Raw genomic sequence first — 12441 nt, forward strand, 5'->3', positions numbered from 1 at the left:
GGATAATATAGAAAATCTAATTGATAAAGGTGATAATAAGTTAACCTTAAAGGATGTCCGAAACGAACTGAGGATATCTAAAGAGATTGTAATTGAGTCTACAGAAAACCTGACTAATGAAAGTGATAATAAGTTAACCTCAGCAGAGGATGTTCAAAGCGAATTAGGAATATCTAAAGAAGTTATAGCTGAATTGAATAACGATATTAACAATATGATTTCTTTTGCCGTACATAATGGTATAATAGTTGACCCGGAGATTAATAGTCTTGTTCAAAACAGTAATATTGATAGTTTGCTCAAAGCATATAATATATTGTGCAAAAACATTTCTCCCGTAACTCCCAAATCTATATCGTTTTGTAAATTGATGGCTAGTAAGTGGAATAGTAAAAATATATTTACTAAAATGCCTATAACAAAGAATTTATTTATTACTTCCTGTTGTTTTCTTATTGCTTTTATTTGTACAAGTTTATCTTCTGAGGTTAATATGAATTCGTTGGACGAAGGAGTATTGAACAATGAAGGTATATCGGGTTTGTTGAACTTATTATATTTAATTTCTCTTGCAGGTTTAGGGGTTATGTTCTATTTACTGAGAAGTATAAATTATTCTATTAGAAAAGGCACCATTACACCCGAAGATTCCGCCTACTTCCCTATAGTAATTATTTTAGGATTGATTTCAGGCCTTATTATGTCTGAGATTCTTTCATTCCAGTTTTTTGATCATAAAGATTCCGGTCTGTTGTTCAATAAAAGTTTGCTTGCTATTCTCGGAGGGTTTGCATCTGATGTTCTTTTCAGTATTCTGTACAGTTTGATTAACAAAATAAAGAAAACGTTTGAGGTTGTGCCTATAAAGAAAGAATCATGATTTGTGAATCTTCTTTCAGAAATACAGTATCATCCAAGTAAACCGGAAGAATATTTTACACACCAAAACTCATTGACGGAGTTTACAATGACATAGAAAGTGAGATTTTACTTTGAGAATGTAATAAACTTAATATATAAACTTCTAGTATGATGAGATTTTTTAGCCCCTATATTTCCATATTTGGTTTTGGATTGCTTACCTCTTGTAGTGTGCTTCCTGATTCGACGACTATTTTAACACGAGAAGTTATCAAGGAGGGAGTCGGTATGCATGATTTAAATATAGCATTAACCAATCAACTTTTTGCAGAACGGAAATTAAGATTGGACTCTTTTATTCAGGAAAATTACATCCCTGCTATCATAGAAAATTATCAGAAAAGGATTCCCGATTCAATTAACTATAAAAAGGAATTTCCTAACATTGTAATGGGTATCCTTCCCGTTATTTACCAAAAGAAAGATTCTTTACAAAATGTATTAAATATACAGCAGCAGGAGATTATTGGCCAATTAAATAACAGTTTTGGTAATTATACTGAGGCAACAGCTTCTCTGCAAGATTTAATTGATTCTAATATTCGACTAAAGAATGCTAAAGAAAATGCTTCTAATTCCATTTTCAAACTCATTACTAAAGATAAACTGGATGTGAAAAAAATAGAAGAAAGTATTGAAAAAGTATTGAAAAAATAATTGAATACTGTAGTTGTAAAATATACTTAATATCATAAAAATGGAATTTATGTCAGCAATAGATTGGAATGCACTTGCTGCCAGCGCGGCAGCTCAAACGGATAATGAGTTTAAAAATAGTTTAGCAGCTTTAACCAACTTAAAAGTTACTGAAATAGATTACTTTATAGCTCAAAGTAATATTAGTAATGCTAACATACTAAAGGTTTTGGATGAGATCAATAATGCTACAAAGTCAAATAATGAAAAGAGTAAGGACATTATTGGCATTGAGAATGGTGTTAGTTTCTTGGTTAGTTTGGCTTCTAAAATAGTTTAATCCTATCTGGGTGAGTTTAATCTGTTGAATAGTAAGTTGATAGATTTGAAGAAAACGTTTTTTTTAATAATAAGATTCATCAATAAATTGATGTATCAAGCCTCCCCAGAAGATTGTAGCTATTGTACGTGTTGCAAAATACCTGCACCGCAATACGCAGTTGCAAGGTTTCCGGGATTCAGGAACTTAATATTGAGCAGCGTTTTGGAAAAAGAATCGACAAAGAAATCGCTTTAGGTGCACAAAAATAGGTTGACATCAATCGTTTTGATACCGTAGAGGGGGGGATGACTTCTTTGTGAAACCAAGGATATCAAATTATTGCGACAACTCCTGATAAAAACGATTGTATAATTCCGGATTTCGATATCACAAAACCAAGGGCCTTATTTTCCGGAACAGAAAAAGACGGATTATCTCCTGAAATTATGGAAAAAGCGGATGGTTTTCTTAAAATTCCGATGGTAGGTTGTACAGAAAGTTTAAACATTTCCGTTTCGGCAGCCATTATCATTCAAAACCTGACCAACCGATTGCGAAATTCAGACATCCAATGGCAATTATCAGACGAAGAAATTCTGGAAAAGCGATTGATTTGGGCAAAAAACTCAGTAAAAGATATTAAACGAATCGAAGCAAGGTACTACGAAGAAAATCCCAGGTAATAAAAATAGCCACGAATTCACGAATTTTAGTAAAAATGTATTCTTGAATTCACAGCAAAAAACCTTTGCAACTCTGAGCCTTTACCGCTTTGAACCTTTTGAAGATAATAGCAGATAGAAAAAAATAGCCACGAATTCACGAATTTTAATAAAAAAAGCATTCGTCAATTCGTGGCTATAAACCTTTGCTCCTTTGAATCTTTGCCACTTTGAACCTTTTGAAGATAATAGCAGATAGAAAAAAATAGCCACGAATTCACGAATTTTAATAAAAAAAGCATTCGTCAATTCATGGCTATAAACCTTTGCTCCTTTGAATCTTTGCAGCTTTGTACCTCTACAAAATCAAAAAAGAACATTCGTGAATTGCTTCGCCTGTTCGCTATCGCTTGGGTCGTGGAAAAAAAACTTTGTCCCTCTGAGCCTTTGCCGCTTTGAACCTTTTGAAGATAATAGCAGATAGAAAAAAATAGCCACGAATTCACGAATTTTAATAAAAAAAGCATTCGTCAATTCGTGGCTAAAAACCTTTGCTCCTTTGAATCTTTGCAGATTTGTACCTCTACAAAATCAGAAAAGATTAAAAAAGAACATTCGTGAATTGCTTCGCCCGTTCGCTATCGCTTGGGTCGTGGAAAAAAAAACTTAGTCCCTCTGTACCTTTGCCACTTTCAACCTTTTGAAGATAATAGCAGGTAGAAAAAAATAACCACGAATTCACGAATTTTAGTAAAAAAAGCATTCGTCAATTCGCGGCTAAAAACCTTTGCTCCTTTGAGCCTTTGCCGCTTTGAACCTTTTGAAGATAATAGCAGATAGAAAAAAATAGCCACGAATTCACGAATTTTAGTAAAAAAGCATTCGTCAATTCGCGGCTAAAAACCTTTGCTCCTTTGAACCTTTGCAGCTTTGTACCTCTACAAAATCAAAAAAGAACATTCGTGAATTGCTTCGCCTGTTCGCTATCGCTTGGGTCGTGGAAAAAAAACTTTGTCCCTCTGTACCTTTGCCGCTTTGAACCTTTTGAAGATAATAGCAGATAGAAAAAAATAGCCACGAATTCACGAATTTTAATAAAAAAAGCATTCGTCAATTCGTGGCTAAAAACCTTTGCTCCTTTGAACCTTTGTAGCTTTGTACCTCTACAAAATCAGAAAAGATCAAAAAAAAAGCATTCGTCAATTCGCGGCTAAAAACCTTTGTTCCTTTGAACCTTTGCCACTTTGGACCTTTTTTAAAGTGAAATTTTGGGCTAAAAACACCTATAAAACTATCTTCCAAAAGAGTCATAATTGTCTTCGGCATATTTTTCAAAGCGTTTTAACAATACGATGTTTTCTTTTTCAGTAGTGGTTAGTTCGTTGTTTACATTGTCTGAAACAGGAATATACCATTCTACACTATCAAAAAACTGACGAACTGTTTTGGTTTTAAAAGTCAGTCCGTGTCTTGCGAAAATGGTGTTTCTTAGAATCTCTAAATCAATTTTCTTTAAATTTTTTAAATCTGATTCTTTTAATTTTTGCGTAGACGAGTTTATCGTCATAATGCTTTCCGATGCAGCTCTAAATACCGCTTCTATGTAAGTTTCAGCTTCTTTTCCCTCTTCAACCTCTAAATCTGTTACTTGTTCTTCTCTTGGGTTTTCATAATCAATATACATCCCGTCTTTCGGAAGCATCACATTAGGATCATACTTAAACTCTTTTTTAATAAGTTCAAATTTCCTTTTAGAGACTTCTTTCTTAGGATTATTGGCTACCCAGATTCCAGTTAAAAGAGTGTCATTTTTGATCTCAAAATCAAAAACACCATCATTTTTATCATCACCAGGTTCTTTAAGTATAAAATGAACGGTGCTGCCTTTTATAGTCATTGTACCGGTAAGGGGCCTGCTATTTCCGGCAACAATACTTTGTCCTGTAACTTTTGAGGATGTGATTCTTTTTATTACAATATTGATTTTGTTGATGTAATTTTCTTTCGCTGGTTTGCTGGTATCGCGTTCCAAAATAGTAAAGTCACCTACGTAAGAACCATACAAATCGGTTCTAATTTCTTTTGGCAGGTCTTTGGTAATGTCTTTTGTCGTTTTTTTCTCTTTAGAATTACAGGAAAAAAGTAATATTGATAGTAGTAAACAAAAAAGTTTTTTCATTTTTTTAATTGGTTATAAAGATAATACTCAACGATTAACAAATTGGGAATCCAGCCCAACCATGCAATAATCTGATACAAATCCATTGGTGCGGGATGAAACAAATATACAAGAATAACCTTCCAAAAACGTAGTGTTACGGCAGAAAAGGTTAGGGCAAAACTTCGTAGCATAAATGCTTTATGTTTCAGAATGTTTTTGTTTTTTATAGCCGTAAAACCTTTAAGAGTGAAGTAAAACCAATAAATTGACAAGGCAACAAAAGAGATCTTGGCGAAAAGTCCACCGTTAGCGAAAAGACCAATAAATAATCCCGACGGAGCACTAAAAAGGAGCACTGTAAAAACATAAAATTTTCCAATATTTCGATGAGTTGCAGGATGTTTTTTTAAGAGAATATCACTGAATTGGAAAAATCCGGCGAGCAAAACAAAAATTGCAGTATATACATGTATGTAAAAGAAAGTAATGTAAAATGGAATTTCGGAAACTTCAGTCTGTTTGATTTGAAGAAAAGCAATGTTTTTTTTCAGTGGAACATATTGTAACGTGAGCTGTAACATTAAAACATAGAAGTAACTAAAAAGGAAAGTCCCAATTAATTGCAATGAAAATCGAATATTCTTTTTCAATTTTTTTTTGTAAAGGATTTATTAGTTTTCAAATATAAAAAATCCCTAATTGTAAAAGCGGTTGACGTTAGCTATTTTCAAAATTTCCAAAAAAAATAGTTCCGAATTCACGAATTTTAGTAAAAAATGCATTCTTGAATTCACAGTAAAAAACCTTTGCGTCTCTGAACCTTTGCAGCTTTGAACCTTTTGAAGATAATAGCAGATTGAAAAAAATAGTCCCGTATTCACGAATTTTTAAAAGCATTCGTGAATACGTGGCTAAAAACCTTTGCCGCTTTGAACCTTTTGAAGATAATAGCTGATAGAAAAAATAGTCCCGTATTCACGAATTTTTAAAAGCATTCGTGAATACGTGGCTAAAAACCTTTGCAGCTTTGAACCTTTTGAAGATAATAGCAGATAGAAAAAAATAGCCACGAATTCACGAATTTTAGTAAAAATGTATTCTTGAATTCACAGTAAAAAAACTTTGTTCCTCTGAGCCTTTGCCGCTTTGAACCTTTTGAAGATAATAGCTGATAGAAAAAATAGTCCCGTATTCACGAATTTTTAAAAGTATTCGTGAATTGCTTCGCCTGTTCGCTATCGCTTGGGTCGTGGCTAAAAAACTTTGCTCCTTTGAACCTTTGCAGCTTTGTACCTTTGTACCTGTGAGCCTTTACCGCTTAGAATCTTAGAGACTTAGAACCTCTTACAAAGTATAATTCAAATTAATACTCCATCTGTAATTGGCTTCCATGTTTCCATTTGAAAGGTTCTGAGTAATTGGCAGCATTGCATTTACACCAATCGAGAATTTATCTTTTCCGGCTTCAAGACCAAATTTCCCAAACAAAATATCGCCGGCTGTATTGGGTAAATTCAGATTATGCTGTTTATTGGTTTGATAAAGTTCACCTGCCAATCCGGCTTGCGGAACAATTTGAATTGATTTTGTATTAAATAAATAAAAGAAAGTGGCAGCATAATTAAACTGATCACCGTACTGATAATTTTTGCTGTTTTGGGTTTTAAAAATATAATTCAGAGTAGTATTTAGTCCCAGATTTTTGCGTTTTACCACATACTCAGTGGCCAACGGAAAGTCCCAGCTTCCGGTCCCCAATTGAAAACTTTGGTTGATACTTCCTATATTATTGGCTTCCGTAAATTTTCCGGTTGGAATTTTAACACCACCGCCGAGGCTTACTTTATGTGTAAATATGGTACTGTCTTTTTGAGTTTCAAAAACCGTGTACAAAGCCATTACCGTAATATCGCCCAAACCGGCAATATTTTCGGTTCCTGCAGTTAATTGTCTTTCATGAAAATGATACGGAATCAATGCTGAAATTTGTACTTTTTCTGTAACTGGTATACGTGCCCATGCCTGAACAGTATTGAAATTTTCGTCAATCCACGGAGAGTTCGCAAAGATTCCGTCGCGGCTGGTATAACTTTGTTTGAAATATCTCAGACCTACAAAATTGTTGTTCAGCATAGAGCTAAATCCCATACTCCCTCCACTTGCCGAACAACCACAGGCGTCACAATCGAAATCCTCGATCAAAGCCATACGCTGAAAAGTGAAGGCGGAAATACTATCTTTCGAAGTAAAACTAAAGACTGATGAACCAGTCAAAAGGGCGAACATTACTATTATTTTTTTCATCTTAATTATTTTTAGAAGCTAATCCCGCTTTCGGCTTTATCTTTTTGGGTGAAGAAAAATCACCCAAAAAGGATACCGCCTCTATCGGGGCTGGGACTTCGGTTTTCATTATGTTTTTTATTACAGCTTATATATTTCTACAGAACAATAATCTGCGGCCGTATTTTTAAAATTCCGCAAAACGTTTATCAGTTAAAAATGCTGTATCCGTTAACGTTTTTAGGAAAGCTATGATTTGTTTTTTATCCGTTTCGGAAAGTGTGATTCCAAACTTTCCGTTTTGTTTTAGGATTACATCTAAACTAGGGGAATCTTTAACTCCTTCAGAATAATGATTAAGTACTTCATCTAAAGTTGCAAATCTTCCATCATGCATGTATGGCCCCGTCTTTTCAACATTGCGTAAAGTGGGCGTTTTGAACTTGCCCAAATCATCCGCTAAATTTGTAACCCTGGCTCTCCCTTTTTTGATCATAAGCTCAGTGTCATCAGTAAAATTGCTGTCAATCCCGTTGTTGTGATACAAATTGTCAGTTAATAAAGGAGTCTTATGACAAGAGAAGCAAAATTGTTCCGCAAGTTGGAGTCCTTTTAATTCATTTTCATCTAAATGGCCCCCGGTTTCTCCACGGACATATTTGTCATATCTTGAGTTTCCAGAAATCATAGTTCGCTCAAATTGCGCTATTGCCTTTACAATATCAGCTTGATTAATCGCTTTTCCAAATGCTTTTTGAAACATTGCAGGGTAATGAGCATCCTCATTTAATTCCTCTATTAACTCTCCTAAATTCTGATGCATTTCATCTTCGTGAGCTAGTGGTGCAAAAGCTTGAGATTCTAAATTCGTAGAACCTCCATCCCAAAATAGCCCATTAGTAGCCCAGGCTAAATTCATTAACGCAGGGGAATTTCGCTCTAATTTTTTTCCGGAAATACCATTATTAGTTAAGGCAAAACCATCAGAAAAGGCTAAATTTTGTTGATGACAAGTTGCACATGAAATCTGATTGTTTCCAGAAAGTCTTTTATCAAAGAACAATTTTTTTCCTAATGCAATTCCGTCTGCACTGAGAGGATTTGTTTTAGAATCAATAAATTCAGGGAAATTAGCAGGAATCGTAACCAATGGTTGTAGTTCCTGATAAGAATCATCAAGATCATTACAGGAAAGGCTTAGAAAAACCAATCCCATAATGCTCCCAATTTTAATGCTTCTGTTTGTCATTAATTATTCGATGCTTTTAAATGTAAAAACATTGTTTTTGTAATTATCGGCTGCTTTAGCCATTAATTCAGGCTTATTGGCAGACACTTTTGGATTGGTAACTAAATCAATGTCCTTAACAATTTTCTCAACATCAACATTTAAGTTCAATTTAGCTGTTTTGCTTGCGCTTACTACTAAAGCAGTTGGTAAAGTAATTTCTACTGTTTTGTAATTTGTATTCAGGCCTGTTTCTACAGAAATGGCTACGGGTGTAGTTGGTGTTACATTTTTACCAATCAAACTAGAGAAAATATAACTTGTATGCCACATCCATGAAACATTCGTCATTCCGTTAAGTTGAGATAATTCACCATTCTGAATACTCATATTATCATTATGAGTTGCGTCAACACCAACAGAGAAAATAAGTTTTGTATAGGAACCCGACGGTACATTTGCTAAGTCTATCGTTTCTCTTTTGGCCGCTGCATATTTGTATTTTTCCTGAATTAAAATTTCATTTGTTTCTTCCATCAAAAAGAAAGAATTTGCTAACGAATAGGTTTTGTTTTGATCGCTTACCAATTTCATATCACTTACCCAATAACGTAAACGTTCAAATTTGTAAGATTGTCCGGCAATGGTAAATGGTGTGTTTAGGGCAAAATCTGTGGTTCCTATTTTTGAATCAAAAGTGATTTGTGTATTTCCACTAACATCAGGTGCCTGTGCATCGTCACTAGAGCATGCGCTAAGAGCTATTAAAGAAATAAGAATTAAGGTTATGTTTTTAAGTTTTGTCATTCTATAAGTTTTTATAATAAATTGTTTTTTAAAATTCCGAAAAACGTTTGTCGGTTAGATAGCTTGTATCAGTTAATGTTTTCAGGAAAGCTATGATTTGCTTTTTATCGGTTTCGGAAAGTGTGATTCCAAATTTTCCGTTTTGTTTTAATATCGGATCCAGAGTTGGTGAGGATTCTATTCCTCTTGCATAGTGATCCAGAACACCTTCCAGAGTTCCGAATCGCCCGTCGTGCATATAAGGTCCGGAGACTTCTACATTCCGTAAACTGGGCACTTTAAATTTGTAGTAATCGCTCGCCAGTTCGGTGACTTTGTATCTTCCGACATCATTCACCATTGGGTTTACAGCCAGACCATTGTTTCGAAACGAATTGTCGGTTTGTAAATCAGTAGCATGGCAGGAAGCACATTTTGATTGGAACAAATCATATCCTGCCAATTCGTCTGCAGTTAAAGTTCCGCCGGCCTCCTTACGTCTGTATTTGTCAAATTTTGAATTAGAAGAAGTAACCATAACCATAAACTGCGAAAGCGCTTTCAGCATGTTTTCGGTTGAGATTTCTTTGTCAGTAAAAGCCTGTCCAAATAATTTTTGGTATTCTTTGTCGGCTTTCATCATTTTTAGAATAGCATTCAGATTCCCATTCATTTCTATAATACTCGTCAACGGAATTATAGGCTGCAGGTCTAAATGATCCGCAGAACCATCGTACATAAACACAGACTGGTAAGCCAGATTTTGAATTGGAGGAGTATTTCGTGTTCCCTGAGCATCGTTTACACCATGACTAACCGTGTGTCCGTGATGAGTGAAGGCATTAGCCTGTATGTGACAAAAGCCACAGGAAACAACTCCGTCTGACGCTAAACGTCCGTCATAGAATAGTTTTTTGCCCAGTTCAAATCCTTTTACTGTTGGAGGATTCTGAGCAATATTGTACGCTAAAGCGGGGAAATTAGAAGGGACTTTAAATTCTAAAGGAATATTTACATATTCTTCCTCTTCATTCGAACAGCTCCATATTAGCGGAATCAATAGCCAAAGAAAGTATTTTATTTTCAGCATGATATTTTGGGTGTAAAAAGAGTAAAGAGCATTTTTTATTACTACCTGCGTGAGTTAGCACAAAGTAGAACAAACTAAAAATTACCGGGATTACTCTTTGATTTGCAGAAGTATCTGTGTTTTTTTCCGTTACCAATATGCTCTTGTGTCCATTTTAGCGGACACAAAAGATACGGTATAGTGGATTGTTTAGGTTTTGCCTAAAGGTTTGTACTTCTTAAAAAATAAATTAATCGTTGTGTACGTGGTCAATTCTAAACATTGTTGAAATGTTTTGAGTGATTAATGGCAGTTTTGCGCCACCCATAATCATGGCACCCATACCACCCATATTATTATCGGAAAGTTTGATTTTGTTCTGACCGTCAATTATTTTAGAAAGATCTGTTATAATATGAACAGCAGGAGTAATGTTAGAACGAACCAAAGCTTTTGTTGGAAAATCGACAGTTACTTCAGTATAGTTGTAATCTGTTCCTGTTTTTCCGGTATGGATCATAAATGGCGTAGCAGTTGTAACAGTCGATGAGGTAAAAGTACCTTCGAAAGCAAGAAATTTATATCCGGCAGCCCATGACCACATCATACCGGCAGCGTCTGCCTGTGCAAGAAAATCTCCCTGACCCGCAGCACCCAGTTTCCATTGCGCTTCGTCAACTCCGATTCCGAATTTTACTTTCACATAATCACCTGCTGGAACATCTGTTAGTTTAAATTGCTGACCGGCAGCGGTAGATTCGTCAGCAATAAAGTAGCTTTTGCTTTTGGGATAGGTAAAAGTCGTTCCGTCTGCTTTTGTGAAAACAACATTGCTCACGATATACTTCACAAGGTTGACTTTTAGTACTTCGTTGTTTGAAGTTATATTACCCTGTGTGTTTAAAATAAGATCGTTTGTACCATAAGCATTGTCGAATTTTAAAGTGATGTTTCCATTTCCTGAAACAGTTTCGTTATTGTCGTCGTTTGAACAGGAAAATAAAGATATAGATAGTGCTACAATAGCAAGGGCTTTGTATAAAGTATTTTTCATTTTAAGAATTTTATATAATTGTAATTTTAAATTTTTGGGTGCGAGCAAGCACATTTTTCATTGTTTTTTAGGTACAATAAAAAATCATTTCAATTGATAATGAAACGGGATTTAAAAAATTATATGACTGTCCTCAATGTACACCAAGAGTACTTTTTCGCCACTGATTTTGCAGATTTACATAGATTTTATACACAATTAATAAAGAAATCTGTGGAAATCATTTTAATCTGTGGCTAATATTACCAGCTTGGTATTAGTCACGAATAGTCATAAAAAATTATATAAAATAGGAGGGAGGATGAAAAGTAGTAATAGAAACCGAAATAGGTTTTTCGTCTAAAGAAGCATAAATTTTTGCTTTAGATTCTATAGGTGCTACTAATTTAAAATCGGCTGTGGTTGTATTTTGAATGTAAACGATCTCTGATTTTTCTTTCAGGTTGTTTTGCATTTTCTTTTCGTTGTCAGCGTATTTTTTTAAACTTTTCTGAAGTTCGCATCGACCGTTACAGGTGTTAAAAATTAATTTACGCTGCACACAAATCGTTTTTACGATCTCGTCCTGATTTAATTTGAAAGAGGTATAAACAACAAAACTGCCGAATGAGGGCACTAAGAGCATACAGGAAAGAAATATGGTAAATAACTTCTTCAAGAGTAGATTTCGTTGTTTCGAATGCAAAAATACGTTTTATTTATTTTAGTTTGAATGTAATTTATATATTTTAATAGGTATTTATTATTTGATTTGTTTTTGTACTTTTTTAGCTTTTTGAGGTTTTGTTTTAGGAGTGTTGAATTTGTCAAAAATAACTTGCTCATAAATACCAGCTGTTAGAATTTCGTCTTGTTTTATTATCACATCGGTATTTAAAGTAATGGATTCTTCGTTATTATCTAAGCCTTTTAAAAACTCATCGATTACTGAGAAATAATCTGTAGTAATATGAAGTTGTTTTTTATCATCTCTATAGCCACTTAGTATTGGAGTAAGAGTAAGATAATTTGTTTTTTGAGGAATTGGAATTATTTCTGAATATCCAATATATACCTTATCATTTTTCAATGTTACTTGAATAAAAGAAGCTTCGTTTACTGATTTTTTAAAAAGTTTTTCCAGTTCATCACCATTTTTATCTACTGCCCAGCCAATAAGTTGAGATTTTTTGAATTTCCATAATAAATATACATTGGTGACTAATACTAGTAGGATTGAAATTAGACAAGAAAAGACTATTGTGCAAAGGTAATCAACCTTATTTATTGGAATAATTTTTAATTTTAGAATTAAATAATATGTTAATTGAGTGGATAAA

Annotated in this window: 11 protein-coding genes and 1 pseudogene; 3 read left to right on the forward strand and 9 right to left on the reverse strand. The window is 34.1% G+C overall.

Going from position 1 to position 12441, the window contains the following annotated elements:
• The first annotated feature begins 1029 nt into the window (after positions 1 to 1029).
• From JO950_RS03250 to JO950_RS03260, 3 genes and pseudogenes are all read left to right on the forward strand, one after another.
• On the forward strand, positions 1030 to 1578 hold the full coding sequence (locus JO950_RS03250) for a hypothetical protein (RefSeq protein ID WP_202701142.1): 549 nt from the start codon (positions 1030 to 1032) through the stop codon (positions 1576 to 1578).
• 49 nt (positions 1579 to 1627) lie between these two features.
• Positions 1628 to 1897: a hypothetical protein gene (locus JO950_RS03255; RefSeq protein WP_202701144.1), complete on the forward strand. Its 270-nt coding sequence runs from the start codon at positions 1628 to 1630 to the stop codon at positions 1895 to 1897.
• Between the two features lie 146 nt (positions 1898 to 2043).
• Positions 2044 to 2562, forward strand: a pseudogene (locus tag JO950_RS03260) (TrmH family RNA methyltransferase); the annotation flags it as partial.
• A 1270-nt stretch (positions 2563 to 3832) separates the two neighbouring features.
• On the opposite strand, the gene JO950_RS03265 reads toward JO950_RS03260, so the two are convergent.
• From JO950_RS03265 to JO950_RS03305, 9 genes are all read right to left on the reverse strand, one after another.
• Positions 3833 to 4720 (reverse strand): YARHG domain-containing protein, encoded by an 888-nt coding sequence (locus JO950_RS03265; RefSeq protein WP_202701146.1) that lies wholly within the window; start codon positions 4718 to 4720, stop codon positions 3833 to 3835.
• Positions 4717 to 5352: a DUF2306 domain-containing protein gene (locus JO950_RS03270; RefSeq protein ID WP_229998599.1), complete on the reverse strand. Its 636-nt coding sequence runs from the start codon at positions 5350 to 5352 to the stop codon at positions 4717 to 4719. The genes JO950_RS03265 and JO950_RS03270 overlap by 4 nt, the downstream gene beginning before the upstream one ends.
• Positions 5353 to 6046: 694 nt before the next feature.
• The gene (locus JO950_RS03275) at positions 6047 to 7006 is read right to left on the reverse strand and encodes a transporter (RefSeq protein ID WP_202701148.1); all 960 of its coding nucleotides are present in this window, start codon (positions 7004 to 7006) and stop codon (positions 6047 to 6049) included.
• 166 nt (positions 7007 to 7172) lie between these two features.
• Positions 7173 to 8234 carry a cytochrome-c peroxidase gene (locus JO950_RS03280; RefSeq protein WP_237732265.1) on the reverse strand — a complete coding sequence of 354 codons (1062 nt, stop codon included), beginning with the start codon at positions 8232 to 8234 and terminating at the stop codon, positions 7173 to 7175.
• A gap of 3 nt (positions 8235 to 8237) precedes the next feature.
• Positions 8238 to 9020 carry an MbnP family protein gene (locus tag JO950_RS03285; protein ID WP_202701150.1) on the reverse strand — a complete coding sequence of 261 codons (783 nt, stop codon included), beginning with the start codon at positions 9018 to 9020 and terminating at the stop codon, positions 8238 to 8240.
• 28 nt (positions 9021 to 9048) lie between these two features.
• Entirely contained in the window at positions 9049 to 10089 is a 1041-nt protein-coding gene (locus JO950_RS03290; RefSeq protein ID WP_202701152.1) for a cytochrome-c peroxidase, read from the reverse strand.
• 229 nt (positions 10090 to 10318) lie between these two features.
• Positions 10319 to 11122: an MbnP family protein gene (locus JO950_RS03295; protein WP_202701154.1), complete on the reverse strand. Its 804-nt coding sequence runs from the start codon at positions 11120 to 11122 to the stop codon at positions 10319 to 10321.
• 280 nt (positions 11123 to 11402) lie between these two features.
• The gene (locus JO950_RS03300) at positions 11403 to 11747 is read right to left on the reverse strand and encodes a hypothetical protein (RefSeq protein ID WP_202701171.1); all 345 of its coding nucleotides are present in this window, start codon (positions 11745 to 11747) and stop codon (positions 11403 to 11405) included.
• A gap of 117 nt (positions 11748 to 11864) precedes the next feature.
• A partial coding sequence (locus tag JO950_RS03305; RefSeq protein WP_202701156.1) for a hypothetical protein occupies positions 11865 to 12441 on the reverse strand: 577 nt, incomplete at its 5' end.

It is taken from the genome of Flavobacterium sp. UGB4466 (assembly GCF_903469665.1).
Classification (GTDB): domain Bacteria; phylum Bacteroidota; class Bacteroidia; order Flavobacteriales; family Flavobacteriaceae; genus Flavobacterium; species Flavobacterium lipolyticum.

Excerpts from the sequence above, each read along its gene's own strand:
- JO950_RS03250 (WP_202701142.1), top strand. The coding sequence starts at position 1,030 with ATGATGAGATTTTTTAGCCCCTATATTTCCATATTTGGTTTTGGATTG.
- JO950_RS03255 (WP_202701144.1), top strand. The coding sequence starts at position 1,628 with ATGTCAGCAATAGATTGGAATGCACTTGCTGCCAGCGCGGCAGCTCAA.
- JO950_RS03265 (WP_202701146.1), bottom strand. The coding sequence starts at position 4,720 with ATGAAAAAACTTTTTTGTTTACTACTATCAATATTACTTTTTTCCTGT.
- JO950_RS03275 (WP_202701148.1), bottom strand. The coding sequence starts at position 7,006 with ATGAAAAAAATAATAGTAATGTTCGCCCTTTTGACTGGTTCATCAGTC.
- JO950_RS03280 (WP_237732265.1), bottom strand. The coding sequence starts at position 8,234 with ATGACAAACAGAAGCATTAAAATTGGGAGCATTATGGGATTGGTTTTT.
- JO950_RS03285 (WP_202701150.1), bottom strand. The coding sequence starts at position 9,020 with ATGACAAAACTTAAAAACATAACCTTAATTCTTATTTCTTTAATAGCT.
- JO950_RS03290 (WP_202701152.1), bottom strand. The coding sequence starts at position 10,089 with ATGCTGAAAATAAAATACTTTCTTTGGCTATTGATTCCGCTAATATGG.
- JO950_RS03295 (WP_202701154.1), bottom strand. The coding sequence starts at position 11,122 with ATGAAAAATACTTTATACAAAGCCCTTGCTATTGTAGCACTATCTATA.
- JO950_RS03300 (WP_202701171.1), bottom strand. The coding sequence starts at position 11,747 with ATGCTCTTAGTGCCCTCATTCGGCAGTTTTGTTGTTTATACCTCTTTC.